This is a genomic window from Stenotrophomonas sp. 63632_Sma (assembly GCF_056482875.1).
In genome coordinates, this window is the sequence record NZ_CM151220.1 from 3,835,181 (window position 1) to 3,860,084 (window position 24,904).

Here is a 24,904-nt window from a genome sequence, read left to right on the forward strand (position 1 = left end):
CAGAGGCTGGCTTAACGGGGCGCAAAGGCCTGTGGCTTTCGAATCATGCCCATGGACTGGCGGCATGCGGCGGGGCTCGTAAAAACCAGTCGAGCACGGCTCGACTCTACAGTGCGCGGCACGCATACTGCGGGCACCAGGGAATGCTGAACACCGCCATACGTCGGACGACCACCAAGGTCGGTACGGGTTGGTTCCAGGCTGCAGCCCGTCGTCCCCCTCGTGGTGCAGTTCATCGCCACTGGATGCTTGTCCATCCATTCTGCGGAGGGGTCTAATGCTGGAACGTCACGGGCTGTCACTGGCGCTGGGCTGCGCCATTCTCGCGATCCTGTTCGGAATCGTCTCGGCGCGCTGGATCCTGCGCCAACCCACCGGCAATGAACGCATGGTCGCGATCGCCACCGCGATCCAGGAAGGTGCGCGTGCCTACCTCAACCGCCAGTACCTGACCATCGGCGTCGCCGGCGTGGTGCTGTTCGTGCTGGTCGGCATCTTCCTCAGCTGGTACACCGCAGTCGGCTTCGCCATCGGCGCGGTGCTGTCCGGTGCCGCCGGCTACATCGGCATGAACGTCTCGGTACGCGCCAACGTGCGCACCGCCGAAGCTGCCCGCCACGGCATCAGCGCGGCGATGGACGTCGCCTTCCGCGGCGGTGCGATCACCGGCATGCTGGTGGTCGGCCTCGGCCTGCTGGGCGTGGCCGGCTACTACGCACTGCTGCTGCGCATGGGCCTGCCGATGGGACAAGCGCTGCATGCCCTGGTGGGCCTTGCCTTCGGCTCCTCGCTGATCTCGATCTTCGCGCGGTTGGGCGGCGGCATCTTCACCAAGGGCGCGGACGTAGGTGCCGACCTGGTCGGCAAGGTCGAAGCCGGCATTCCCGAGGACGATCCGCGCAACCCGGCGGTGATCGCCGACAACGTGGGTGACAACGTGGGTGACTGCGCCGGCATGGCCGCCGACCTGTTCGAGACCTATGCGGTCACCGTGATCGCCACCATGCTGCTGGGCAGCCTGATGCTGGCCGAGGCCGGCGCCAATGCAGTGCTGTATCCGCTGGTGCTGGGCGGCGTATCGATCATCGCTTCGATCATCGGCGCACTGTTCGTCAAGGTGAAGCCAGGCGGCTCGATCATGGGCGCGCTGTACAAGGGCGTGATCGTCTCCGGCGTTCTGGCCGCCATCGCCTTCTACCCGATCACCACCGGGCTGATGAGTGACAACGTGCATGGGCCGATGGCGCTGTATGGCTGCGCATTGATCGGGCTGGTACTGACCGGCCTGATCGTGTGGATCACCGAGTACTACACCGGCACCCAGTACAAGCCGGTGCAGCACGTGGCACAGGCCTCGACCACTGGGCATGGCACCAACATCATCGCCGGCCTTGGCATTTCCATGAAGTCCACCGCGCTACCGGTGGTGGCGGTGTGTGCGGCAATCTGGGGCGCGTTCGCGCTTGGGGGCCTGTACGGCATCGCCATCGCCGCCACCGCGATGCTGTCGATGGCCGGCATGATCGTCGCCCTCGATGCCTATGGACCGATCACCGACAACGCCGGTGGCATCGCCGAGATGGCCGAGCTGCCCTCGGAGATCCGCGACATCACCGATCCGCTGGATGCGGTGGGCAACACCACCAAGGCAGTGACCAAGGGTTATGCGATCGGCTCTGCGGCACTGGCGGCACTGGTGCTGTTCGCCGACTACACCCATAACCTGCAGGCAGCACATCCGGGGCAGGAATTCCGCTTCGACCTCAGCGACCACACGGTGATCATCGGCCTGCTGATCGGCGGCCTGATTCCCTACCTGTTCGGTGCGATGGCGATGGAAGCGGTCGGCCGCGCCGCCGGTGCGGTGGTGGAAGAAGTGCGCCGCCAGTTCCGCGAGATCCCCGGCATCATGCAGGGCACCGGCAAGCCGCAGTACGACAAGGCGGTGGACATGCTGACCCGCTCGGCGATCCGCGAAATGATCGTGCCCTCGTTGCTGCCGGTGGCGGTGCCGGTGGTGGTCGGCCTGCTGCTGGGGCCGCGCGCACTGGGCGGCCTGCTGATCGGCACGATCGTGACCGGCCTGTTCGTGGCCATTTCGATGACCACCGGCGGCGGCGCCTGGGACAACGCCAAGAAGTACATCGAAGACGGCCACTTCGGCGGCAAGGGCAGCGAGGCGCACAAGGCGGCAGTGACCGGCGATACCGTCGGCGATCCCTACAAGGACACCGCCGGTCCGGCGATCAATCCGCTGATCAAGATCATCAACATCGTGGCGCTGCTGCTGGTGCCGCTGCTGTAGATCCACACCATACGCAAACCCGTAGAGTCGAGCTTGCTCTACTGCTTCTGGCCCACACCGCAAGAGCGGTCGAGCAAGCTCGACGCTACGAGGTCAACGCCCGCGCAGGAAGAACGACACCGGCACCATCACTTCCACCGGGTCGCCGGCCACTTCGGCCGGCGGCGCCGGTACCGGGCTGGCCCGCTGCACGGTGTCCAGCGTCTCCTGGTCGAGCAGCGCGAAGCCACTGCTGCGGCCCAGTTTCAAGCCCGAGACCGCGCCATCGCGGGCAACCGCAAAGCGCACGTAGACCACACCCTGCTGGTGCAGCCGCTCGGCCTGGCGCGGATAGCGGCGGTGTTTCTGCAGGTGCCCGAGCAGGCGTCCTTCCCAGGTCGCCTCGGCACGACTGCGCTCACCCGCCGTGGTCTGCGGTGCGGTGTAGCGTGTGGCCGCATCAGCCGCCACCTGCGGCGGTGCGCTGGTCTGCGCGACATTGGCGTCAGCGGTGTCCGGCGACGGCGTCGGCTCCGGTGTACGCGGCGGCGGCAGCTCACCCTGCGGCTGCACCGGCGCCTTGGGCTGTTCACGCAGGGCCGGCGTCGGCGCCTGCCGCTGCTGTTGCTGCTGCAGCGGCCCGGTGGCGACCTCGCGCGGCGGCGCCGGCGGTGCCTGCGCCATCGGCGCCAGTTCCAGCATCAGTGCCGCGGGCGGCGCCGTTGCAGCCAGTGCTGGCGCACGGGCCGCCCACCAGCAGGCCGCGCCGATCAACAGCGCATGCACCAGCAGCACGATCGCCAGGCTGGTCACCCAGCGCCGCAGTCCACTCATCGTGCGCCCTGCTCCAGGCCGACCAGCGCCACCTTCAGGTAGCCGGCCGCGCGCAGCGCATCCAGCGTGGCCATCAGTTCGCCATAGGGCACACGGGTATCGGCACGCAGGAAGATGCGCTGCGTGGTGTCACTGTGAGTGGCCGCCTGCAATGCAGCCGCCAGGCTGTCGCGCGCCACGGCCTGTTCACCAACGCGCAGCGACAGATCGGCCTGGACGGTCACGTACACCGGTGCCTGTTCCGGCGGCGTGGCACTGGCATTGCTGGCCGGCAGCTGCACCGGCACCGACACGGTGGCCAGCGGTGCGGCCACCATGAAGATGATCAGCAGCACCAGCATCACGTCGATGAAGGGCGTGACATTGATCTCATGCGCTTCTTCCGGCGTATCGTCACGGTCGGACGCGGTCCTGATCGCCATCGCCGCGCCTCAGTGCACCGCACGCAGCGGCGCCGCTGCGGTACACGGAACGGCACGATCGAGATCGCGTGAGACCAGTTGCTGCACGGCCGCCGACAGATCACCGAGCAGACCCCGCAGGCCGGCCAGCACGCGGCTGAAGTGGTTGTAGACCAGCACGGCGGGAACCGCTGCGACCAGACCCAGCGCGGTCGCCAGCAGAGCCTCGGCGATGCCGGGCGCAACCACCGCCAGGTTGGTGGTGTTGCTCTGGGCGATGCCGATGAAACTGTTCATGATGCCCCACACCGTACCGAACAGGCCGACGAACGGCGCCACCGCGCCGATGCTGGCCAGCACGCCGATGCCGCGCCGCTGCATGCGCGCGGTTTCCAGTTCAATGCGGTCCAGGCGCGAGGCCACGCGCTCCTTGATGCCGTCGCGGCTATCCAGTTCCTGCGACAGGCGCAGTTCGGTGCGCGCTGCGTCCAGCATGGCGAGTGCGGTGCCCTGCTGCAGGCTGGCCTCCACGCTCCCGCCGGGCAGGCTCGGCGCCTGCGGCAGCAGCGCGCGCGCTGCACGCAGCTGCCGGCCCTGCCGGGCCAGCTCCCACCCCTTGGCCAGCAGCACGGTCCAGGTGGCCAGCGACGCCAGTGCCAGCGCGATCATCACCGTTTTCACCACCACATCGGCGGCCAGGTACATGCCCCACGGGGTCAGTGCAGGAGCAGCCACGGGGGCCAGGTCAGCAGGCAGCATCGTCTCGTTTTCCATCAGCATCAGGGGTCGCTGCACGGCGGCGTGCCGAGCGCGGATCATTGGCGTCGTCCACTTCCACGACCGGGTTGGGCTCCAGCCGCGGTGCGGGCCGACTGAGCACGTAGCCGGCGCTGACCGCGAAGAACAGGCCCACGCCCAGCAGCAGCCGCCAGGACGGATGTGCGCCCCAGCAGAACAGCGCGAAGCCCACCGCCATGCCGGCGCTGGCAAACGCCTTGCCCTTGCGCGACACCGCGCCCTGCTCGCGCCACAGTCGCAGTGACGGGCCGTAGCGCGGGTGCGCCAGCAGGCGTTGCTCGAACTTCGGCGAACCGCGCGCGAAGCAGCCCACGGCCAGGATCAGGAAGATGGTGGTCGGCATCACCGGCAGCAGCGCGCCGATCACCCCGAGGCCGACCATCAGCCAGCCCAGCGCGAACCAGAGCCAGCGCATCAGCGTTGCGCCGATAGGCGGGAGGCGTGCATCAGGCGAATTCCACTTCAACGTGGCCGTGCACGCTGCGGAAGGCGGCGTCCGCCGCATCGATCACCTGCTGCTCCTGCTCGGCGCTCAGCGGCACCGCATCCAGCGCAGCGGTGAATTCACGCCAGTGGCGCGCCGCGCCATCCGGGTGTGCGGCCAGGTGGCGGGCGCCGAAATCACGATCCAGGCCGAGCTTGGCAGCCATCTTGTACAGAATGGTGCCGCCGAGATTGGAGCCTTCGGCCACATACAGCCACCCCAATGCGGCGGGTAGCTCCAGATCGGACGGCAACGCCGCGATGTCGGCCCCCGGCAGGGTCTGCTCCAGATCCTGCAGGTCGCGCGCCACCTGGGTCAGGCGGCGGCGCTCGCCCAGGTCCGGCAGCAGTGCATCCAGCGCAGGGTTGGCATACAGCGCATCGATGCTGCGATGAAAGCGGTACTGCACGCGCAGGAAACGGGCGAAGTTGCTGCGGTCGGCGAAGATGTCGCCGGCCATGATGCGCTTGTCCAGCGCGCCATGGCTGTCGCGGGTGGCGGCCTTGAGCCGCAGGCTGCGGCTGTCTTCAGGGGCGATGTGTGCGTTCATGGGGGATGCCAAGGGGGTCGTCCTGCTGTAGACGTTCGCCACGGGGCTTTCCCCAAGGCCATGTGCACCGATAATGGCGTATCCCTTCTTCCCGCAGGAACCGACGATGATCACCACCGAACCGCGCATGACCAACCTGTTCCTGCAGCTGGGCCTGGATGCCAGCGCCGAGGGCATCGCCCGCTTCATCCGCGAACACCAGCTGGCCACCGATGTGGAAGTGGTCGAAGCGCCGTACTGGAACGATGCCCAGCGCCAGTTCCTGTCCGAGTCGCTGCAGGCCGATGCGGCATGGACCACGGTGGTGGATGAGCTGAACGAGTCGCTGCACGAAGATGCCGTGAAGGCGGCGACCGGGCTGTAACTGGCTGGAGGAAGGCGCCGGGCATGGCCCGGCGCTACCGTTGTCTCCCGCTGGGGTCAGAGCCCTTTCTGCAGGAAAGGGATCCGACCCCGACGATCAGTACTTCCAGGTCAGCGCCAGCCTCGCGGTACGGCCCGGGGCCGGCATCACGCCCAGCGCCAGCGGATCCAGGTAGTAGCGGTCGGTGACGTTGTCCACGCCCGCCTCCACCGACAGCTGGTCGTTGAAGCTCCAGCTGGCGAACAGGTCGACCAGGGTGGTCGGCCGGTACAGCTGCTGGATCGCCGACAGACCCACGTTCCAGTCCTTGTCCAGCTTGCTGATCGGGCCGGCGTTGTGGACCACGCGGGTGCCGAACGTCAGGCGCTCGTCGAACAGGCGCGAGCCCAGGGTCAGGTTGACCATGTAGCGCGGCGGGTTCTGGGTATTGGTGTACGAGCCCTCGAAGCCGCCGTCCACGCAGTTCGGCGTGTTGGCCAGTTCATCGTTCCTGCGCTGTGCACCATAGGCACGGCGCTCGGCTGCGATGTCCGGTGCGCAGGTCTTGGCCTTGAAGTAATAGTGCGCGGACAGATCAGCAAATACCTTGCCGCTGTCATAGCTGGACTGGAACTCCATGCCCGAGACCTTGAACTGGTCGACGTTGCGGATCAGGCCGGCCGAGAGCGTGCGGTAGTCACGGGTGATCAGGTCGTCGATGCGGGTATCGAAATACGCCAGCTTCAGCGCCAGGCGGTCGCCGGCGGTGAACAGGTCATAGCGGATGGTGCTGGCTCCGATTTCCCAGCTGCGCGCGCGCTCCGGCTTCAGCTCGCCCACCGGCTTGGCGGCGGTGAACAGGCCCAGCGTGGTCTCGAACAGGCTCGGCAGCTTGGTGCCTTCGGCGTACTTCACGTAGACCATGGTGTCTTCGCTGAAGCGGTAGGCCACGCTGGCGGTCGGCGAGAACGCGGTGTCGCGGCGACGGATCGGCTGCGACCAGCTCCAGCTGACCGGCACCTCCAGGTCCTGCGCCTTGCCGGCGTCGTAGAAGTTCCAGCCACCGATGTCGCCCACCGTACCCTTCTTGTACGGTGAAGCCAGCAGCGATTCCTGGGTGAAATTGCCGTTGGCGTCCGGATACCAGTTCAGCAGCGCGATGCGCTTGGCCCGCCACGACGGCAGCGCCGGGTTGCCATTGAGCAGCTCGGTGTAGCGGTACTGGCCCTGCACCTCGTAGGCATCGGGCGTGGCCAGGCGGTTGCGGTCATGCACATCCACGCGGTTCCAGCGGCCGCCGGCCAGCAGTTCCCAATGCTCATCGGGCTGCCACTTCAGCGAGGCCACGGCACTGTATTCCTTGCGCTCGGCGTTGCGCAGGAAGCGGTTGTTGATCAGGTCATCGTGCATGACCGGCCCCGAGCTGCCAGGTGCAATGTCCTCATCGCTGTAGGACAGGCCGTAGTCGAGGGTGAATGCACCGGCGCGGGTATCGAACTTCGAGGTATTGCTGGCATCCAGGCCGAAGCGCTTCTGCCGCAGCGGATTGCGGTAGGCATCCTTGTAACCGGGGTCGCCACTGAAGCTGGGCGCGTCGTACCACTCGGTGCGGCGATCGAAGTACCAGGGGGTGATGCCGGTCAGGCTGTTGTACATCACGCTGTCGGTATCGGTGTACGTGGCGTTGACGCGCAGGTCGACCAGCTCGCTGTCCGGGTTGAAGCGATAGCGCAGGGTGTAGCTGTCCATGTCGACGTGGCCCGGGTCCCATTGCGGAATGCGGTCACGATCCACACGGATGATCTGCGAGGCCATGATCTCGCCGGCGGTGCCCTCGTAGCGGCGGTAGCCCGCTTCCAGGGTCTGTGCATCGTCGATGCGCCAGGTGCCCTTGAGCAGCGCCGACTTCGAGCGCGCCGAGGTATTGAACACCTCGGTACGCGGCGGGTTCAGCGGCGCCAGCGTGCGCCGGGTCTGCGGGAAGTCATCGTAGCCATGCTTGCCGGAGAAGTAGTTGCCGTTGTCGCGGTAGGCGTAGGCGGCAACCAGATCGAAGCGATCCCAGTGTCCCGCAGCAGCCACGTTGAAGAACTGGCTGCCGGTGGCGCTGCGGTCGGTGCGCGGCGCGGCGCTGTAGGACGGCAGGTTGTTGGCGCTGTTGTTGGCCAGGCCGCCACGCACGCGCACGCCGAAGTCCCGGCCTTCGCGCAGCACGTCACCGATCTTCAGCGTCTCCATCTCGACCACGCCGCCGATGCCACCGGAGGCGTTGGCCTGCAGGCTCGGGCCCTTGGTGATGGTCAGGCTGGAGATCAGGTCCGGGTCGAGGTAGGTGCGCTGCGACTGGCCGGCATAACCACGGTAGGTATCCATGCTGGACTGGCCACCGTCGATGATCACCGGCACGCGGCCCTGGCCCTGGATGCCACGGATGTTGACGTCAAAGCCGTTGCCAACGCGCGGATCACCGGCGGTGACGCCAGCCACGCCCTTGACGATGTCGCCGTTGGACGTACCGCGGAATCGCTCCAGGTGCGTGCGGTTGAGCGTGGTGGTGGAGCCGACGCTGCGATAGCCGTCGAGCAGGCGCGCCTCGTCGCTGGTTGCGCCGCTGTCGATACGGTCGCCGGCCACGCTCAGCGTATCGGTGACGATCACACCGCTGTCGGCCTGCGCCGACGCTGCCGCTTCCAGGGTCACCGCATCGGCACTGACCCGGCGCACCGCCAGGCCACTGCCCTGCAGCAGGTGCTGCAAAGCCTCGCTGGCCGACAGGCTGCCGCTGACCGCACGCGAGGTCACACCCCGGGCCAGAGTGGCCGGGTACACGACCTGCACGCCGGACTGGCGCATGTAGCTGCGCAGCGCCTCGTCCAGTGGCTGCGCGGGGATATCGAAGCGCTGCAGGGCAGCGTGGTCACCGCTGGCATCCTGCGCGAGTACGGAGGGCGCGGCGCTGGCCAGGCCGGCCGCCAGCAGGGCGATGCACAGGCGGGACGGGCGCGGCATGCGGCCCGGACGATGGAAATCGAACATGGGGGAACCTGTCAGGTAATCGGTGCCGCGGGCGCGGCGACATCCGCAACACGGGCGGACACGGCGACGTACTGGCGGCGGCGGGTACGTTCGCGGAGTAAGACGGATGAAAGCGCGGCAACCCCAAGAGCGATTTGCGGCCGCGACAGGTGCCGACCGTGGGTCGGCTGGTTGCCGCGGTGGGTGCCAACCGTTGGTCGGCTGCTTGCAGTGGTGGGTGCCGACCGTTGGTCGGCACAGGGACGGTCATCCACGCATGGCGTGGATCTACTGCACGATGGCGACGCCGAATGGAAGACGAGTAACCCGAAGACCTGCTGTTGCCGCCAACGCATCCAGCGCCTGCTCCGGGCGATCGATGCGCAATGCTGCACTGACGGCCGGCAGCTGCGACAGATCGCCACGCACGAAGGTCGGGCCAGCGCGATAGCGCCCGACCCATTGCATGGCCTCGGCGACGCTGGCCTGCTCCAGCAGCAGTTCACCCTGCCGCCACGCGCCGACACTGTCGGCCGCCACATCTTCCAGACGCGTCACGCCACTGCGCTCGCCATAGACCGCACGCTGTCCCACCTGCAGGTAGGTCCAGCCACCGTCGGCCGGGCTGGCCACGCGCACCCTGCCCTGTCCGACCTGGGTTTCCACCTGATCGTTGTCGCGTGCGACGGAGAACGCGGTCGAGATGTCCTCGACCACGCCATTGCCCGCGCGCACGCTGAAACGCCGCTGGGCATCCGGGCTGACCTCGAACCAGGCGCGCCCGCGCAGCAGCTCGATCCGGCGTGCATCGGCATCAAACCGCACGGCGATCGCGCTGTCCGCATCCAGCACGGCGCGACTGCCGTCGGGCAGTTGCACGTTCTGCACGACATGCGTACTGCGATGGTCGGCCTGCAGCCGCAACCAGGCCTCCGGCCATGCCACCAGCATCGCCAGCGCAGCTGCAGCGGCCATTGCCCAGCGCAGCCGCCGCGGGCGCCGGCGTTCGGCGGGCCGGGCCTGCGGGCGTGGTCCGACGCTGCGCCACAGCGCGCGCTCGTGCTCGAAGGCCCGACGGTGCCCCGGCTGTGCCAGCCAGCGTTCGAACTCATGCATGCGCCCCTCGCCGATGTCACCCGAGGCCAGCCACGCGATCCAGCCCCGGGCCTGTTCGGCCAGGGCATCGTCATTGGCGGCGGGCAGCGTGTTCGGCGGGCTCATCGGCTGGCGGACAGGCGCATTCAAGCGCGGGCGGAGGAACTAGACCGCATCCACGGTCCAGTGATCAAGACGTTTCAGCGAGGGCCAGCCCCAAGCCGGGGCGATCATCGGCCGCTGCGCGCCCAGGCCAGGCGTTGCAGCGCGGTGCGCACATGGTTCTCGACGGTAGTCACCGACACACCCAGACGGCGGGCGATCTCGGCCTGGGTCAGGCCCTGCAGGCGGTTGAGCCGGAAAATGGTGCGGGTCGGCTCCGGCAGGTGTCCCGCCGCGTCGAGCACCCGCTGCAGCTCGTCCTGTGCCATCGCCTGCTCCTCAGTCGAGATCACCTCGTCCGGCCCCCAAAGGTAGTGGTCGGCCAGCAGACGGTTGCGCCGGGTCGATTCGCGGCCATGGTCGGTGGCCAGGTTGGCGGCCAGCCGGTACAGATAGGCGCGCGGGTTGTCGATGGCCTGGCTGTCATCGACGCCACGTGCCTTGAACCACACCGCCTGGATCACGTCCTCGGCGCCGTTGTCGCCCCCCAGGATGCGTTGCACCCGGCGCAGCAACGCAGGCCGCTCGCGGATCAGCAGTTCGGTGAGGGAGGCGGCATTGGAGGACATGCGCGGAACCGGGACGACAGACGGAAGGCGCGGCGCATGCTACTCCGTTAATGAGAATCAGTCACGTTCTCATCAATGGATGCATCCGGTCAGCCCGTCATAGACGCTCTGCGAGGTCCCCGGCAGCGGGTCATGCAGTGGATTGCGTGCGGCGAGCGCGGCATGGAAGGCTTCCACCGGGGTTCCCGCCACCAGCGGCAGGCGGCACAGCCAGGTCGGTTGCCGGGCCACGATCGCGCCATCGTTGCGGGACACCTCCAGATCGCTGGCGGCGAATGCCCACAGGCATTCATGCACGGTTCCCCGCACCGCATCCACCGAACAGCGCAGGCGCAGGGCGCGGATATCGCTGTATTCGCCCTCGCAGAAGGTGTCGCCACAGATGGCATCGAAGCCATGCTGCAAACGGCCTTCCAGGGCAAAGAAGCGGTCCCAGTTGGCCTCCTGGTGCGGGTAGTCGATCAGGTCGACATAAGGGGACGCCTGGGCCAAAGGCGCAACCAGCAACATGCAGGTCAGGCCAAACGGCAGGGCAGACACGTTCATGGGCAGACTCCTTGGGAAGGTTGGTCCAGCCTGCGCTCCCATGCCGGCCGCCCCCATCAGCCAATCCCGGCCTGCCCGGTAGGCCCCCGCCCCGCAGCGCCGTCGGCCCCTCCCTCTGCACAGCGCCCGGCAAAGGCATAAAATGGGGGGCTATCCGTCTACATCCCCCACCTGGAGCACGACCATGGGTCTGGAACTCGTCTCGCCCGGCAAGAACCCGCCGGAAGAAATCAACGTCATCATCGAGATCCCGAAGGACTCGGAGCCGGTGAAGTACGAAGTGGACAAGGAAACCGGCGCGATCTTCGTCGACCGTATCCTGTCCACCCCGATGCGCTACCCCTGCAACTACGGCTACGTGCCGAGCACCCTGTGCGGCGACGGCGATCCGGCCGACGTGCTGGTGGTGCTGCCGCTGCCGCTGGTGCCGGGCTCGGTCGTGCGCTGCCGTCCGGTCGGCGTGCTTAAGATGAGCGATGAGGCGGGCAGCGACGAGAAGATCCTGGCCGTGCCGGTGTCGAAGATCTTCAGTGGCTATGCCCACGTCGAAGACATCGCCCAGGTGTCCAGCCACTGGCTGGAGCGCATCGGCCACTTCTTCGAGCACTACAAGGACCTGGAGAAGGGCAAGTGGGTCAAGCTCGACGGCTGGGGCGGCGCCGCTGAGGCCAAGCAGATCCTGATCGAGGCGCACCAGCGCCATCTCGACAGCAAGGCCTGAGCCTGAACCGGATCGCTCCGGCGGCACCCCGCCGGAGCGATGCGGGTCACGTTTCATGACGACGGCACATCACACGTGCCGCCGTATTAGGTAAATTGCGTCACTTCACACGTCGTCGACATCCATCGTCGAGACAGCCAGGGGAATGTGTCGTGCGTATTCTGCTTGTTGGGGATGCAGCCAGCCTGCCGGCCGAGCTGACCGAATTCATTGCCGATCTTGGGGAAGACTGGCAGCCGCTGACCGCCACCGATGGCCAGACCGCGATGACTGCGGTGGCCACGCAGGGCGTGGATGCGGTGATCGTCTGCCCGCAGCTGCCGGATCTCAATGCCACCACGCTGCTGGGCCAGATCCGGACCTTGCGCCCGGAAACCATCCGCATCGCGCTGATCGATGCCCAGCACGGCAACCGGCCGCCGCCGGCACGCCTGATCGGTGTCGCTCACCGTTTCCTGCCGTTGCCACTGGCACCGGAAGTGCTGCTGGAAGCGCTGACCAGCCTGGAAGAGCTGCGCGAAGTACTGGACAGCCCACGCCTGCGCGATGCCATCGGCCGTATCGAGAAGCTGCCCTCGCCGCCGCACCTGTACCTGAGCCTGACCCAGGCGCTGGAGCATGACGACGACGCTGACAGCGCCGACGTCGCCAAGCTGGTGGCGGCCGACCCGGCCATTGCCGCGAAGGTGCTGCAGCTGTCGAACTCGGCGTTCTTCAGCCAGGGACGCACCATCGCTGACCTGCGCACGGCCGTGACCCGCCTGGGCCTGTCGACGCTGCGCGACCTGGTGCTGGCCAGCGAGGTGTTTTCCGCACCCACGTTGTCCACCGCCGAACGCAATTCGCTGCAGCAGCGCGCCCTGCTCGCCTCGCGCCTGGCCGCGCGCCTGCTGCCCGAATCCAGTGCCGAACTGGGCGCGACCGCCGCCCTGCTGGCCGACATCGGCCTGCTGCTGCCCGGCGTACGCAACGAGCGCAGCGAACCGTCGCTGGCCGGTGACACCCGCCCCGGCCATGCCGAGGCCGGCGCCTACCTGCTGGGCCTGTGGGGCCTGCCGATGCCGATCATCGAAGCGGTTGCCTTCCATCTGCAGCCGCAGCGCGCCAATACGCGCAGCTTCTGGGTGACCGGTGCGGTGCATGTGGCGCTGGCGCTGGTCAACGGCGATCCGGTGGATGAGGACTACCTGCAGCGCGCAGGTGTACTCAACAGGCTGCCGCAGTGGCGCGAGCATGCCAATGCGTTGATGGGACTGGTACCCAGCGAGGCCTGAGCTGTCAACGCAGGAACAACCTCGAAGGCGCGCCCAAAGGCGCGCCTTTTTTTGCATCAGCGCGCGCCGCAGGCATCCTGCACGCAGTGGCGATACTGCAGATCGCACATGACCTTCGAATTGCCTGCAGCCAGGCATTGCTGGCGCAGCTCTTCGCAGTACAGCCCGCCCCCACAGACGCCACCGGTCTGGGCGAACACCGCACCCACCAATGTTGCATAGATCAGTGCAGCAGCAGACAGTTTGTGCAACAGCGTGCTCTTCATCACTCTCTCCATGTGCAAGTGTCCGCAAGTGGACCCAGCAACTGTGTTGATTACGACACGACAGGAACGTGACTCTGCTCACCTTCCACGACATTTCGGAATTCCCCTACAAAAAAAGAGGGCGGACCTTGCGGTCCGCCCTCCCTGTATTGCTATCGCACTTCGAACGATCAGAAGCGCTGGGTGTACTTCATGTACAGGAAGCGACCGACGTCGAAGCCACCGTAGTAGGCGAAGCTCGAGTTCGGCGCCGAGTACTGCAGCGCACCGCGGTGATCGAACACGTTGTTCGCACCCAGGGCGATGGTGGCATCCCACGGAGCCTTCCAGCTGACCTGCACGTCGTGGAAGGTGTTGGAGCCGGTGTGGCGCAGCGGATCCGGCTCACCATTGGCGTAGTGGTTCGGGGCGTCGCACCATGCGTCGTCGATGCAGCTTTCCTTCATGCCCGAGTAGTAACGCGCAGTCCAGTTGACACCGAAGTCACCCAGTTCCCAGTTCACGCCCAGGTTCGAACGGACGCGGAACAGGCCCGGCTCACCAACGCGACCGATGGTGATGTTCTCACCCTTCTTGTTCTGGCCGGCTTCGTCGTACTTGGCCAGGTAGCTGGTCTGCCAGTCGATGCTGAACTTGCCGATCGACAGTTCCGGCAGGCGGTACTTGACACCCAGGTCGTAGCCTTCGGTCTCCATCGAGCCGAGGTTGGCCAGGCCGTAGGTCAGCGCCTCGATATGGCCATCGGCGGCACGGGTGACGCCTTCACAGCGAGCTGCGTTGCCCAGCACGTAGCAGTCACGCAGGATGCGATCAACGCTGTCAGCGATGATCATGTTCTTCAGCTCGTAGCGGTACCAGTCGAGCGAGATGTCCAGGCCCTGCACCCAACGCGGGCTCCAGACCAGGCCAACCGTCTTGCTCTTGGAGGTTTCCGGCTTCAGAGCCGAATTCGAACCGCTGACGAACTGGTCCGGGGTCGCGCACGGGAAGGTGCTGCAAGGCGCGAAGCCCTGGCCGACCTGCACGTAGTTGGCCGGCACGCCAGCCCCGGCGCAGGCAGCATTGCCAGCGACGTTGCCCGGCGAGGTCGAACCGCACGGATCGGTGTAACGCTCGAAGCTCGAGTTGGTGCCGCCGTACAGATCGTCGACGGTCGGCGCGCGGAAGCCTTCGGCGTAGGTACCGCGGACCAGCAGCTCTTCGATCGGGCGCCACACCAGGCCGAACTTCGAGTTGATCGTGTCACCGAAGTTGCTGTAGTCGGAGTAGCGGCTGGCGACGTTGAAGGTCAGTTCCTTGGCAAACGGCAGGTCCGACAGGATCGGCACGTTCAGTTCCAGGTAGAACTCATCCAGCGAGTAGTTGCCCGAGGTGGTGGTCGACGCCAGGCCGGTCGACTGGCCCGACTGACGGAAGGCGTCCGGCACGAAGCGGCCTTCTTCCTTGCGGTGCTCGTAGCCCATGGCCACGCCCAGGTCACCGGCCGGCAGCTCGAACAGCGAACCGGACAGGTTGGCGGTGTAGCTGGTGGTCTTGGTTACACCGGTGTCGGTGTAGGTCGGGAACAGGAAGTTCTGCAGATCACGGTCGGCAAGCGAGCCCTGGCCGTTGACGCCATACGGCAGCAGCGGGTTCCACGGACGGCACTGGCTCAGCGGGATCGGGTTGGCGTCGGTACCGCACTGGGCAACACCCTGGCCGTTGATGAACGACTTGCCAAGTGCCTGCTCGGATGCGATCAGGCTCATGTCGCCGTAGCCGGTCTTGGTCAGCTCGTTGCGGTTCCACAGCGCGCCGACGTCCCAATCCCAGGTCTTGCCAGCGAATTCGAAGAAGCCGCTCAGGCTCGGCGCGAAGCGCAGGGTCTTGAGGTCGCTCTTGGTGGTACGCGGCACTTCCCACAGGCGGCGACGGAACTCGACGTCCTGACCGATCGGGTTGAACGCGCTGTCCTTCGACAGCGGGGTACCGAACGACAGCGACTGGTACGGGTAACCCGCGATCTGCTGGTCAGTGGTGCGCTGGTTGTACAGCACGTCAGCATTGAAAGTGATCGAGTCGGCCAGATCATAGCTGCCGTTGACGTACACGGACTTACGCTCGATGCCGGTCTGCACCATCATCTGCTGGTTGGCATTGGAGTACTCGGCCGGGGTCAGCTGGTGGTAGTCGGCCGCATTCTTCGGGTCACCGCCCGGGTTCAGGGTCATCCACTCCGGCTGCGGCTGGCCTGCAGCGCGCGGCTTGCAGTCGCCCCACACGCGCGGATCGCACCAGGTGCTGTTCTGGCTCAGCGGGCTCCAATCACCGGAGGTGGTGTTCGGGCCCAGGCCGCCGTCGCGGCTGAACCAACGATCCTTCGCCCACACCGGATCCTGCTTGGAGTATTCGGCCGACAGGGTCACGCCGCCACGCTCGCCTTCGGAGCCGAGGGTGAACGAGTAGGTGTTGGTGTCGCCGTCGCCGCGGCCGTACTGGCCGACGTAGACGCTGGCTTCAGCACCGTCGAAGCGCTTGCGGGTGATCACATTGACCACGCCAGCGATGGCGTCCGAACCGTAGATGGCGGAGGCGCCATCCTTCAGCACTTCGATGCGCTCGACGGCGGCCATCGGAATCTGGCTCAGATCCTGGTAGCCGGCAGTGGTCGCGCCCAGCCGCTTGCCGTTCATCAGCACCAGGGTGCGCTGCGCGCCCAGGTTGCGCAGGTCGACGTAGTAGCCGCCAACGTTTTCGCCGGAGGACAGCGAGTCCGCACGGGAAATGGCCGGCGAACCTGCCGAGGTCAGGTTCTGCAGGACATCGGCGACGGTGGTGTAGCCCTGCTTTTCCAGGTTCTCACGGCTCAGGGTGAGGACCGGCTGCTGGGTCTCCATCGAGGCGCCGCGGATGCGCGAGCCCGTGATTTCGATGCGATCCAGGGTGGTCGCATCCTTTGCTTCCTGTGCAGAAGCAAAGGCGGGCGTCAGCGCCAACGCAATGCCAGCCGGCAGAAGGCCCAGCCGCACTGCGGGATTACGAACGTTCATCTATCTCTCCAAGGTACGTGTTAGCAGCGTGTTAAAACACCCCAGCACGTTACGATTGCGTTGCAGCGCTGTATTTGCGCGAACCAACCGGAGACTTTGCAGATTGTGGCGGCAGCAAGCCGCCGTTCTCCCTGAAGCGCGATGCGGACTGGCCGTAGCGGGCGCGGAACGCACGCGCGAAGCTGCAGCAGTTGTCGAAGCCACTGGCTGCAGCAACTTCGCCGACCATCATGTCGGTGTCACGCAGCAGGTCGGCAGCGCGCTCAAGGCGCAGCCGCGCCGAAAGCGACTGCGGGCTTTCCTCGTACAGGCTCTGGAAGGTCTTGGAGAGATACCAGCTGGAGAAGTTGGTCAGCTCGGCCAGTTCACCGATGCGCACCACGCGGTGGCTGTTGCCTTCCAGGTACAGGCGGGCGCGCTGCATGCGGCCGAACACCTGGCGCTTGCGGCTGCGCGAGCGCCCCGGGCAACGCTGCACGTTGTCGGCCAGCCCACGCTGCAGGCCCGCCAGGTGCAGCAGCAGCGGGCGCAGTGCCTGTGCCGGCTGGCCACTGGCCAGCGCATCGCGCCACAGGCGCAGCGCAACGCGGGCATCGCCACGGTTCATGCGGCCACGCCCGGCATACAGACCGCAATCGGCCATCTCGGCCAGCACGCGCAGCGCTTCGACCGTCAGGTTCAGGCCAACGCACAAGCCGTTGCGACCGGCCTGGACCAGCGGCCGCGACTCCTTCTCGAAGGCGATCCACTCGCCCTGGCGCAAGCGGAAGCGTCCTTCCTTGGCTTCCACCCAGGAGCTGCCGCGCACCTGCATCCACACAGTGAAGCTGCTGCCTGCGGTCTGCAGGCTGCCGAGCCGGGCCACGCCCAGGCAGGTCGGCGCAGCATCGTCGAGCGACCGGTCCAGAGAGACGGTTTGGCCGCGATCGGCCAGCGAGAGTTGACGCATGGGGGCACCACGGATTTGCCTAGTACAGGCCTCCGTTTTGCCAAATCAGGCGGCACCACGTCAGGAAAGTCAGACGAGATCGCCACGAATTCGCGGCGAGGTCGCCACGAAGAAATTACGAAGGCCCATTTCCGTTGAACAACAACAACTTGGAGAACGCCGGAAGCAGCGTCGGCGAGCGCTCGGGCAAACGCATCACACCGATGTCGGCACCGTCGCTGACCGCCATTGCCACGAACAGGGTGCGCCCATCGGCGCCGGCACTCAGCCCGTTGCCGGCACTGAGGCGTTCCGCATCCAGGCAGCGTTCCGGTTCCTCGCGCCCGGCCTGGATCAGCACCAGTGTCGTACCGCAGCGGGTGGACGTACCGAGATAGCCGATCGCACTGTTGCCGGCCACGGTCCAGGCCCGGTACCGCCACCGGCTGGGCTGGTCATCGCTGATCTGCTGCACGCTGCCTGGCGCCAGCGCCGCATCCACCGACCACAGGCCACCTGCCGCCAGGCGGGTGAACAGCACTCGCCCGCTGCTGCGATCGAACCGCGCCTGAGAGACGCCCTCGATGCTGGCAAGGCGGCGCCAAGGCTGCACGCTTCGATCAAACAGGCTCAGCCGCGTCTGTTGCTGGTCATCGCGCTCGACTACCAGCAGCTGGTCCGGGTTTGCGCCGTACAGTGCCTGCAGCGGCTGCTCCGACGGTACCGGCAACGGCTGGACGCGTTCGTCACGCGGTGCGATCTCATAGACCACCGTGCGTCCGTGTTCGTCGCGCCCGACCACCAGCAACCGCCGGCTGTCGGCCGACCAGTCCGGTGCCTGACGTGCCTCAGGCCGCAATCCTTCGATAGGCCGCAGCGAATCGGGGCGCTCCATGTCCGCCCACCACAGCGCGAAGCTGCCTGAACGATCGGACGTGAACACCAGTTGGCGTCCATCCGGCGCCGCCATCGGCTGCCCATCCCGGCCGCTGGACGCAAACAGACGCTGCGGGGGTGAACCGCCCTCCATCGGCACCTTGAAGATGCCGAACTGCGCGCGGCGGTGAACGAAGGCCAGCATGCCCGCGCGGCGCGCCGTCGCCGGCCATTGTGCGTCGTCGAGCCCGGCGTCGCGCAGCGTGCGGCTCTCGACGTCCAGGTAATACAGGCGCACCTCACTGTCGACACGGCGTCCAAACACGATCGTCCGGCCATCACGCAACCAGGCCCAGCCACGCAGTTCAGCGGCCTCGTTGGTCAGCTGCTCGGGCGTGCCACCTGCGGCCGGCATGCGCCACAGGTCGCCCAGCTGCGGATTGCGCACGAATACCAGCCACTTGCCATCAGGCGAGTAGCGCGGCGCATAGTCGAAGTCATCCTCGGCGACACCGTAGTCCAGCGCCTCCCATTGGCCACTGGCCAGATCAAGCTTGCGGATGCCGCGATGGGCATAGCGCCCCACCATGCTGCCGAACACCAGACCACGGCCGTCCGGCGTCCAGTCGAAACTGAGCAGCTCGGTGCCATCGCACCGTGTGGCCTGGCGCAGGGCACCACCGGTCGCGCTGGCGATCAGCACCTGGCAACCGCCGTTGTTGCTGAACCGCGCGAAGGCGATCTCGCGTCCATCCGGCGACCAGCTCGGGAAGCGATCGACCGAGCCGGCCGGCGGAGCCAGCAGCTGCCGCGCAGGCGCGTTGCCGGAGGTCTGCACCTTGATCGCGCCACCGCCCTGCCCGTCTTCGTTGGCGCCCTCATAGGCCACCAATGAACCATCGGGTGAAAGCGTGGGATAGGTTTCAAAGCCGCTGGTCGCGGTGATCAACCGATAGGGACGCTGCGGGCTGCCGATCACGCGCGTGCCGTTCTCCACGGCCGCGTCCACAGCTGAACTGCTGGCCGGTGCCCGCCGCAGCAGCAGCGCGGTCAGCACCACCACCGTGGCCAGCATCAGCACGCCCAGCACCAGCAGTACGCGCCGGCGGACGTGGCGCCAGCGGCGGCGCGATGCCTGCACGTGTGGCGGCATCATCTCGGCGATGGCCATCGCCGGTTGCATGTCCACGATTTCGTCATCGGCTCCCGCGGGCGGCGCCGGCTCGACATCGTCCAGTACCTGCACCGGCACCAGCAGGCGATAGCCGGTCTTGGCGATGGTCTCGATATAGGCCTGGCCGTTGTCGTCGTCGTTGCTGAACGCCTTGCGCAGCTGGGTGACGGCCTGGGTAAGCACATCATTGGTCGGCAGCGTGTCCGGCCAGACTTCCGCGAACAGTTCATCGCGGGTGACAACACGCCCCGGCTGGCGCAGCAGCACACGCAGCACGCCCAGCGCCTTCGGCGTCAGCCGACGCGGGCGACGCGCACCCACGACCTCGACTTCGCGCGAGGACAGAGTGACAGTGCACTCTCCTATCCGGATCCGATCGAATCCGGGGGGCTGGTTTTCACTGCTGTTCATTTTCCGCTACACAGTAGAGACAGGTCCGGGGCAGCGTTTGCCTTCGATACCCTCCCGTCCTGGGAACAGCAAAAAGCCAGACTCCGCACAAAGCATCGGCGCATACCGCAAAAACAATGAAGCGGGCGAATACTAGCCTATGCGGGTTACCTCGCCTATCGCGTGGTCGACATCCAGGCTCTCTCTCGCCGACGCATTCACATAATTTGCTGCACCATTCGCGCCCTGCGGGGCGCGAAATTTTTATCTGGCGTTCATTTTCACATGCGCCGCAGCATGGTCAATCCAACCAGTCGCGAAACCACCAAAGCTACGTACATCACGCCTGAAAACTGCTCCAGCATGACCAAGGCGCGCGCCTGCGGATGCAGTGGCACAACGTCGCTCAAGCCAACACCCGAGAGCAAACTGAAGCTCAGATAAAGAAGCTCCATCCAGGTGCGCTGCGCGCCACCACCGGTGCCCTGGAAACTGCCCGGATACCATTGCTGGCACACGGCGAAAGCAAACGCGAAGGCCCACGCCAGCAACGTGAATGTCGCACCTGCTGCGAACAGTTCATCGCGGGTGACTTTATGGTCCTGGAGCATGTAGGCGATGAGCGCACCGGCCGTATAGAAGTACAGCAGGCTTTCCAGCAGCTGCGCGGTGGTCAGCAGCGCACTGCGATCCAGCAGTGCGCCGGCCAGCGAGAACACCACCGAAGGAATGGCCAGCAGCAGTGCCAGCCAGGTGCCCAGCGGACTGCGCTGGACCACCCACAGCGCCAGGCCGAGTACCGCCATGCCGAACATGCCCAGTGCCGCACGGCCGCCGGCGGTGTCATCAAGTGCGGGATACAGCAGCACCGCGATCAACTGGGCACCCAGCAGCCAGGCCGAAGGATGGCGGCGGGCAATGGCCAGCCAGCGGGTGGTGATGGCAACGGGCATGGCGTCCTTCCCCAGGGTGATGGGCGGAGGATAGCCGGGAGCGACGTGATGAGCGGTAGTGCCGGCCAGTGGCCGGCACTCTCCCGGTCCCACGCACGACGGAATGCCGGCCAGCGGCCGGCACTACCCGTTACACGTCAGCCCTGGTGATAGACCTCGGCGCCGGCCGCGCGAAACTCTTCCGACTTCTCCTTCATGCCGGCCTCGGCGTAGTCGCGCACGTCCTGGGTGATCTTCATCGAGCAGAAGTGCGGGCCGCACATCGAGCAGAAGTGCGCCAGCTTGTGCGCATCCTTCGGCAGGGTCTCATCATGGAATTCCTTGGCCTTCTCCGGGTCCAGCCCGAGATGGAACTGGTCTTCCCAGCGGAACTCGAAGCGCGCCTTGCTCAGCGCGTTGTCGCGCACCTGCGCGCCGGGGTGTCCCTTGGCCAGGTCGGCCGCATGCGCGGCGATGCGGTAGGCCATGATGCCGTCGCGTACGTCCTGGCGGTTGGGCAGGCCGAGGTGCTCCTTCGGCGTCACGTAGCAGAGCATGGCCGTACCAAACCAGCCGATCATTGCCGCACCGATCGCGCTGGTGATGTGGTCGTAGCCCGGTGCGATGTCGGTGGTCAGGGGGCCCAGCGTATAGAACGGCGCTTCGCCACACTCGCGCAGCTGCTTGTCCATGTTCTCCTTGATCAGCTGCATCGGCACGTGGCCGGGGCCTTCGATCATGGTCTGCACGTCGTGCTTCCAGGCGATCTTCGTCAGTTCGCCCAGCGTCTCCAGCTCACCGAACTGCGCAGCGTCGTTGGCATCGGCGATGCAGCCCGGGCGCAGGCCATCGCCCAGCGAGAAGGTCACGTCGTAGGCCTTCATGATTTCGCAGATGTCTTCGAAATGCGTGTAGAGGAAGTTCTCCTTGTGGTGTGCCAGGCACCACTTGGCCATGATCGAGCCACCGCGGCTGACGATGCCGGTGACCCGCTTGGCGGTGAGCGGAACATAGCGCAGCAGCACGCCAGCGTGGATGGTGAAGTAGTCCACGCCCTGCTCGGCCTGTTCGATCAGCGTGTCACGGAAAATTTCCCAGGTGAGCGCCTCGGCGCGGCCGTCGACCTTCTCCAGCGCCTGGTAGATCGGCACGGTACCGATCGCCACCGGCGAGTTGCGGATGATCCACTCGCGGGTCTCATGGATGTGCTTGCCAGTGGACAGGTCCATCACCGTGTCACCGCCCCAGCGGATCGCCCACACCAGCTTCTCCACCTCCTCGGCAATGCCCGAGGAAACAGCGCTGTTGCCGATGTTTGCGTTGATCTTGGTCAGGAAATTGCGGCCGATGATCATCGGCTCGCTTTCCGGATGGTTGATGTTGTTGGGCAGCACCGCACGGCCGCGGGCGATTTCGTCGCGCACGAACTCCGGGGTGATGATCTTCTGGATCGAAGCGCCGAACGCCTCGCCCGGGTGCTGCTGCAGCAGCCCGGCATCGCGGATCGCGTCCAGCCGCTGGTTCTCGCGGATGGCGACGAATTCCATTTCCGGCGTGATGATGCCGCGGCGCGCGTAGTGCATCTGGGTGACGTTGGCACCTGCACGCGCACGGCGAGGCAGGCTGCGCGCGGGGAAGCGCACCGCATCAAGCTTCGGGTCATGCTCGCGATCGCGACCGAACGAAGAGCTCAGTCCTTCCAGCCGCTCGGTATCACCGCGTTCTTCCACCCAGCCGCGACGCAGTGCCGGCAAACCAGCGGACAGATCGATGCGCACCTCCGGATCGGTGTACGGGCCCGACGTGTCGTAAACGGTCACCGGTGCATTCTCTTCGCCGCCGAACAAGGTCGGCGTGCGGGTCAGCGCGATCTCGCGCATCGGCACCTGCAGATCCGGGCGTGAACCGGGCACGTGGATCTTGCGCGAGCCGGGAATGGGCCGGGTCACGGATTCGGAGAGTTGCTGGGCCTGTTGCTGCAGGGCGGAGAGCTGTGCGTTCATCGGGCATCGTCCAGGAAGGTCAGGGACGAAGCGGCGGCGCACTGCTGCCGCGCCCGGACGGTCCTTGGGCGGAGTCCGGGCATGGCTGCACTACAAAGCTTCCCTACGCCGGTATGAGCCGGATCAGGTTCCAAGGGACTGTCTCAACCGTGGCCACATGGCCGCGGTACCCCCGCTTCTTGGTGTGCATTAGAGCATAGAACGCACTGCAGCTCCTGGTGGTTCCATCCACGCACGGCGTGGATCTGCTGTTTCTGTATTAACAGAACCGTGACATCGCATTCAGTAACGTGCACGCGCATCGTGCCGCTGCGGCCGGTGTTTCCCCGCCGCCTCCGCGGCCCCTGCCCGGTCTGTGCTGCATGTCGCCGGCCCCTCGCAGCAAGCTCTGCTCGCTCCCCTCAATCCCTTGATCGGAGAAGCTCCTTCATGGTGTTTCGCGTTTCCATCGCACTGGTTCTGCTTCTGGTGCTGCTTGCCGGTGTTGCACCCGGCCCCTTCAATACCGTGGTGCAGTCGGTACTGGCCGATGTCATCCGCAGTGTCGGCTGGCTCTATCTTCTGGTCGTGTTCCTGGCACTGACGTTCCTGATGTATCTGGCATTCGGTCGCTTCGGCAACCTGCGCATCGGCGGTGAAGATGCCGAGCCGGAGTTCTCGCGCGCCAGCTGGATGTCGATGCTGTTCGCCGCCGGCATGGGCATCGGCCTTGTGTTCTGGGGCGCCGCCGAGCCGATTTCCCACTTCACCAAGCCTCCGGAAGGCCTCGCACCGCAGAGCATGGACGCGGCGCGGGCTTCGATGCGCTATGCATTCTTCCATTGGGGTCTGCATCCATGGGCGATCTACGCGCTGATCGGCCTGGCCATGGCCTGGTTCCAGTTCAACCGCAATGGCCGTGGACTGGTCAGTGACATGCTGCAACCGATCATCGGCCGGCACCATCGCGGCTGGATCGGACGCGTGGTCAACATCGCCGCGGTTGTTGCCACTGCCATTGGCGTGGCCACCACGCTGGGCTTCGGCACCATCCAGATCGCTGCCGGCATGGAACGCGTGTTCGGCTTGCACGCGGGTGTGCCACTGCAGCTGACCATCATCGCCATCGCGTTCGTGCTGTACATGGCGTCCACCGCCAGCGGAGTCGAGCGCGGGGTGAAGTGGCTGTCCAACTTCAACCTTGCGCTGGCCGCGCTTCTTGCGGCCACCGTACTGGTGCTGGGTCCGACCGGATTCATCTTCGATACGTTCACCACCACACTGGGGTCGTACCTCAACCAGCTGGTGACGATGAGCCTGCGCATGTCGCCGTTCTCGGGCAGCACATGGGTGGCGGACTGGACCATCTTCTACTGGGCGTGGTGGATTTCCTGGGCCCCGTTCGTCGGCTCGTTCATCGCGCGCATCTCGCGTGGGCGCAGCGTCCGCGAGTTCGTCATCGGCGTCGTGCTGGCACCCACGGTGCTGGGCTTCTTCTGGTTCGCGGTGTTTGGTGGTACTGCGCTGTGGGCGCAGATCTTCGGCCACGCCGACCTGGTGCAGGCGCTGGGCAATGGCTATGAAACGGTGCTGTTCACCCTGTTTGACAGCATGCCGCTGCCCTTGCTGCTTTCCTGCATCGCACTGGTGCTGCTGATGATCTTCTTCGTGACATCAGCCGATTCGGCGGTGCTGGTACTGGCCAGCATGTCCACTGACGAGGCAGGCGATCCGCCGTTGAAGCGCAAGCTGGCCTGGGGCATCGCGGTGGCGCTGATTGCAGCGGCGTTGCTGCTGGCCGGTGGCCTGGATGCACTGCAGGGCATGATCACGATTGCGGCGTTGCCATTCGCGCTGCTGATGGTGCTGGTGATGGTGTCGCTGTACCGGGTGCTGGACCAGGAGTACACGCGCGAGCGGCGGCAGGCGCAGCGCCAGCGGCACATGATCGATGCGTGGATCGCGCGCGAGATGGCGGCGCAGGAGGAGACCCAGGCGGAGGCGGCGCGCGCGCACGATCAGGATTGAGTGGGTTTTGCAGCCTGCGGCTGCACCGCTCTTTCAAGCAAGTGCAAATTCAAAAGCCAGGGCAGCTCTGGGTTTCTGCTGGTTGGGCGGGGCGGTGTGGGTAGGCAGGACACGCCGTAAACCCGTCCCTGGGGGCTCGATGGCGCCATCCATGGCGCCAACGGTCCTGCCTACCCACACCGCCCCACCCCCGACAGGTTACGTGTGACGGTTGGTCCATCCA

At 66.2% G+C, this 24,904-nt stretch carries 20 protein-coding genes and 1 riboswitch; of the genes, 5 read left to right on the plus strand and 15 right to left on the minus strand.

The window, feature by feature from the left end:
- Window positions 1-277 precede the first annotated feature (277 nt).
- A complete protein-coding gene (locus ACZK45_RS17845) occupies window positions 278-2,305 on the plus strand; it encodes a sodium-translocating pyrophosphatase (protein WP_478445020.1) in 2,028 nt (675 codons plus the stop codon).
- 93 nt (window positions 2,306-2,398) lie between these two features.
- On the opposite strand, the gene ACZK45_RS17850 is transcribed toward ACZK45_RS17845, so the two are convergent.
- The 5 genes from ACZK45_RS17850 to ACZK45_RS17870 are packed head-to-tail and all read right to left on the minus strand — an operon-like array spanning window position 2,399 to window position 5,351.
- Entirely contained in the window at window positions 2,399-3,118 is a 720-nt protein-coding gene (locus ACZK45_RS17850; RefSeq protein WP_478445021.1) for an energy transducer TonB, read from the minus strand.
- Window positions 3,115-3,540 carry a TonB system transport protein ExbD gene (exbD, locus tag ACZK45_RS17855; RefSeq protein WP_336685638.1) on the minus strand — a complete coding sequence of 142 codons (426 nt, stop codon included), beginning with the start codon at window positions 3,538-3,540 and terminating at the stop codon, window positions 3,115-3,117. The genes ACZK45_RS17850 and exbD overlap by 4 nt, the downstream gene beginning before the upstream one ends.
- Window positions 3,541-3,549: 9 nt before the next feature.
- Window positions 3,550-4,278: a tonB-system energizer ExbB gene (gene exbB, locus ACZK45_RS17860; protein ID WP_478445022.1), complete on the minus strand. Its 729-nt coding sequence runs from the start codon at window positions 4,276-4,278 to the stop codon at window positions 3,550-3,552.
- A complete protein-coding gene (locus ACZK45_RS17865) occupies window positions 4,265-4,732 on the minus strand; it encodes a YbaN family protein (protein WP_478445023.1) in 468 nt (155 codons plus the stop codon). Before ACZK45_RS17865 ends, exbB begins: the two co-directional genes overlap by 14 nt.
- Before the next feature lie 31 nt (window positions 4,733-4,763).
- Complete coding sequence (locus ACZK45_RS17870; protein ID WP_049400694.1) at window positions 4,764-5,351, minus strand: biliverdin-producing heme oxygenase; 588 nt, start codon at window positions 5,349-5,351, stop codon at window positions 4,764-4,766.
- 106 nt (window positions 5,352-5,457) lie between these two features.
- On the opposite strand from ACZK45_RS17870, the gene ACZK45_RS17875 reads away from it, so the two are divergent.
- Window positions 5,458-5,715: a DUF2789 domain-containing protein gene (locus ACZK45_RS17875; protein WP_006390068.1), complete on the plus strand. Its 258-nt coding sequence runs from the start codon at window positions 5,458-5,460 to the stop codon at window positions 5,713-5,715.
- Window positions 5,716-5,811: 96 nt separating this feature from the next.
- Here ACZK45_RS17875 and ACZK45_RS17880 read toward each other — a convergent pair whose 3' ends face one another.
- The 4 genes from ACZK45_RS17880 to ACZK45_RS17895 form a co-directional block, all read right to left on the minus strand.
- Window positions 5,812-8,730 carry a TonB-dependent receptor gene (locus ACZK45_RS17880; protein WP_478445024.1) on the minus strand — a complete coding sequence of 973 codons (2,919 nt, stop codon included), beginning with the start codon at window positions 8,728-8,730 and terminating at the stop codon, window positions 5,812-5,814.
- A 267-nt stretch (window positions 8,731-8,997) separates the two neighbouring features.
- Window positions 8,998-9,930 (minus strand): FecR family protein, encoded by a 933-nt coding sequence (locus tag ACZK45_RS17885; protein ID WP_478445025.1) that lies wholly within the window; start codon window positions 9,928-9,930, stop codon window positions 8,998-9,000.
- A gap of 104 nt (window positions 9,931-10,034) precedes the next feature.
- Window positions 10,035-10,535 (minus strand): RNA polymerase sigma factor, encoded by a 501-nt coding sequence (locus tag ACZK45_RS17890; RefSeq protein WP_014038389.1) that lies wholly within the window; start codon window positions 10,533-10,535, stop codon window positions 10,035-10,037.
- Between the two features lie 72 nt (window positions 10,536-10,607).
- On the minus strand, window positions 10,608-11,081 hold the full coding sequence (locus ACZK45_RS17895) for a hypothetical protein (protein ID WP_197616267.1): 474 nt from the start codon (window positions 11,079-11,081) through the stop codon (window positions 10,608-10,610).
- 184 nt (window positions 11,082-11,265) lie between these two features.
- Between ACZK45_RS17895 and ppa the strand changes: the two genes are divergently transcribed.
- Both ppa and ACZK45_RS17905 read left to right on the plus strand, forming a co-directional pair.
- Complete coding sequence (gene ppa / locus ACZK45_RS17900; protein ID WP_005410935.1) at window positions 11,266-11,802, plus strand: inorganic diphosphatase; 537 nt, start codon at window positions 11,266-11,268, stop codon at window positions 11,800-11,802.
- A gap of 152 nt (window positions 11,803-11,954) precedes the next feature.
- Window positions 11,955-13,076, plus strand: coding sequence for an HDOD domain-containing protein (locus ACZK45_RS17905; protein ID WP_032128397.1), 1,122 nt, complete (start codon window positions 11,955-11,957; stop codon window positions 13,074-13,076).
- A gap of 56 nt (window positions 13,077-13,132) precedes the next feature.
- Here the strand turns inward: ACZK45_RS17905 and ACZK45_RS17910 are convergent, their stop codons facing one another.
- From ACZK45_RS17910 to thiC, 6 genes are all read right to left on the minus strand, one after another.
- Window positions 13,133-13,342 carry a hypothetical protein gene (locus tag ACZK45_RS17910; RefSeq protein WP_032128398.1) on the minus strand — a complete coding sequence of 70 codons (210 nt, stop codon included), beginning with the start codon at window positions 13,340-13,342 and terminating at the stop codon, window positions 13,133-13,135.
- Window positions 13,343-13,512: 170 nt separating this feature from the next.
- Window positions 13,513-16,371, minus strand: coding sequence for a TonB-dependent receptor (locus tag ACZK45_RS17915; protein WP_293795575.1), 2,859 nt, complete (start codon window positions 16,369-16,371; stop codon window positions 13,513-13,515).
- A gap of 49 nt (window positions 16,372-16,420) precedes the next feature.
- Window positions 16,421-17,320, minus strand: a complete 900-nt coding sequence (locus tag ACZK45_RS17920; protein WP_032128400.1) for a helix-turn-helix transcriptional regulator — start codon at window positions 17,318-17,320, stop codon at window positions 16,421-16,423.
- Window positions 17,321-17,435: 115 nt separating this feature from the next.
- Window positions 17,436-19,760 (minus strand): winged helix-turn-helix domain-containing protein, encoded by a 2,325-nt coding sequence (locus tag ACZK45_RS17925; protein ID WP_107431606.1) that lies wholly within the window; start codon window positions 19,758-19,760, stop codon window positions 17,436-17,438.
- A gap of 260 nt (window positions 19,761-20,020) precedes the next feature.
- The gene (locus ACZK45_RS17930; RefSeq protein ID WP_032128402.1) at window positions 20,021-20,692 is read right to left on the minus strand and encodes an ion channel; all 672 of its coding nucleotides are present in this window, start codon (window positions 20,690-20,692) and stop codon (window positions 20,021-20,023) included.
- 137 nt (window positions 20,693-20,829) lie between these two features.
- On the minus strand, window positions 20,830-22,674 hold the full coding sequence (gene thiC / locus ACZK45_RS17935) for a phosphomethylpyrimidine synthase ThiC (RefSeq protein ID WP_071228157.1): 1,845 nt from the start codon (window positions 22,672-22,674) through the stop codon (window positions 20,830-20,832).
- An 82-nt stretch (window positions 22,675-22,756) separates the two neighbouring features.
- Window positions 22,757-22,858: riboswitch (TPP riboswitch) on the minus strand.
- Between the two features lie 245 nt (window positions 22,859-23,103).
- On the opposite strand from thiC, the gene ACZK45_RS17940 reads away from it, so the two are divergent.
- Window positions 23,104-24,681, plus strand: a complete 1,578-nt coding sequence (locus ACZK45_RS17940; RefSeq protein WP_049400562.1) for a BCCT family transporter — start codon at window positions 23,104-23,106, stop codon at window positions 24,679-24,681.
- Window positions 24,682-24,904: the final 223 nt, after the last annotated feature.

Excerpts from the sequence above, each read along its gene's own strand:
- ACZK45_RS17845 (WP_478445020.1), top strand. The coding sequence starts at position 278 with ATGCTGGAACGTCACGGGCTGTCACTGGCGCTGGGCTGCGCCATTCTC.
- ACZK45_RS17850 (WP_478445021.1), bottom strand. The coding sequence starts at position 3,118 with ATGAGTGGACTGCGGCGCTGGGTGACCAGCCTGGCGATCGTGCTGCTG.
- exbD (WP_336685638.1), bottom strand. The coding sequence starts at position 3,540 with ATGGCGATCAGGACCGCGTCCGACCGTGACGATACGCCGGAAGAAGCG.
- exbB (WP_478445022.1), bottom strand. The coding sequence starts at position 4,278 with ATGCTGCCTGCTGACCTGGCCCCCGTGGCTGCTCCTGCACTGACCCCG.
- ACZK45_RS17865 (WP_478445023.1), bottom strand. The coding sequence starts at position 4,732 with ATGCGCTGGCTCTGGTTCGCGCTGGGCTGGCTGATGGTCGGCCTCGGG.
- ACZK45_RS17870 (WP_049400694.1), bottom strand. The coding sequence starts at position 5,351 with ATGAACGCACACATCGCCCCTGAAGACAGCCGCAGCCTGCGGCTCAAG.
- ACZK45_RS17875 (WP_006390068.1), top strand. The coding sequence starts at position 5,458 with ATGATCACCACCGAACCGCGCATGACCAACCTGTTCCTGCAGCTGGGC.
- ACZK45_RS17880 (WP_478445024.1), bottom strand. The coding sequence starts at position 8,730 with ATGTTCGATTTCCATCGTCCGGGCCGCATGCCGCGCCCGTCCCGCCTG.
- ACZK45_RS17885 (WP_478445025.1), bottom strand. The coding sequence starts at position 9,930 with ATGAGCCCGCCGAACACGCTGCCCGCCGCCAATGACGATGCCCTGGCC.
- ACZK45_RS17890 (WP_014038389.1), bottom strand. The coding sequence starts at position 10,535 with ATGTCCTCCAATGCCGCCTCCCTCACCGAACTGCTGATCCGCGAGCGG.
- ACZK45_RS17895 (WP_197616267.1), bottom strand. The coding sequence starts at position 11,081 with ATGAACGTGTCTGCCCTGCCGTTTGGCCTGACCTGCATGTTGCTGGTT.
- ppa (WP_005410935.1), top strand. The coding sequence starts at position 11,266 with ATGGGTCTGGAACTCGTCTCGCCCGGCAAGAACCCGCCGGAAGAAATC.
- ACZK45_RS17910 (WP_032128398.1), bottom strand. The coding sequence starts at position 13,342 with ATGAAGAGCACGCTGTTGCACAAACTGTCTGCTGCTGCACTGATCTAT.
- ACZK45_RS17915 (WP_293795575.1), bottom strand. The coding sequence starts at position 16,371 with ATGAACGTTCGTAATCCCGCAGTGCGGCTGGGCCTTCTGCCGGCTGGC.
- ACZK45_RS17920 (WP_032128400.1), bottom strand. The coding sequence starts at position 17,320 with ATGCGTCAACTCTCGCTGGCCGATCGCGGCCAAACCGTCTCTCTGGAC.
- ACZK45_RS17925 (WP_107431606.1), bottom strand. The coding sequence starts at position 19,760 with ATGAACAGCAGTGAAAACCAGCCCCCCGGATTCGATCGGATCCGGATA.
- ACZK45_RS17930 (WP_032128402.1), bottom strand. The coding sequence starts at position 20,692 with ATGCCCGTTGCCATCACCACCCGCTGGCTGGCCATTGCCCGCCGCCAT.
- thiC (WP_071228157.1), bottom strand. The coding sequence starts at position 22,674 with ATGAACGCACAGCTCTCCGCCCTGCAGCAACAGGCCCAGCAACTCTCC.
- ACZK45_RS17940 (WP_049400562.1), top strand. The coding sequence starts at position 23,104 with ATGGTGTTTCGCGTTTCCATCGCACTGGTTCTGCTTCTGGTGCTGCTT.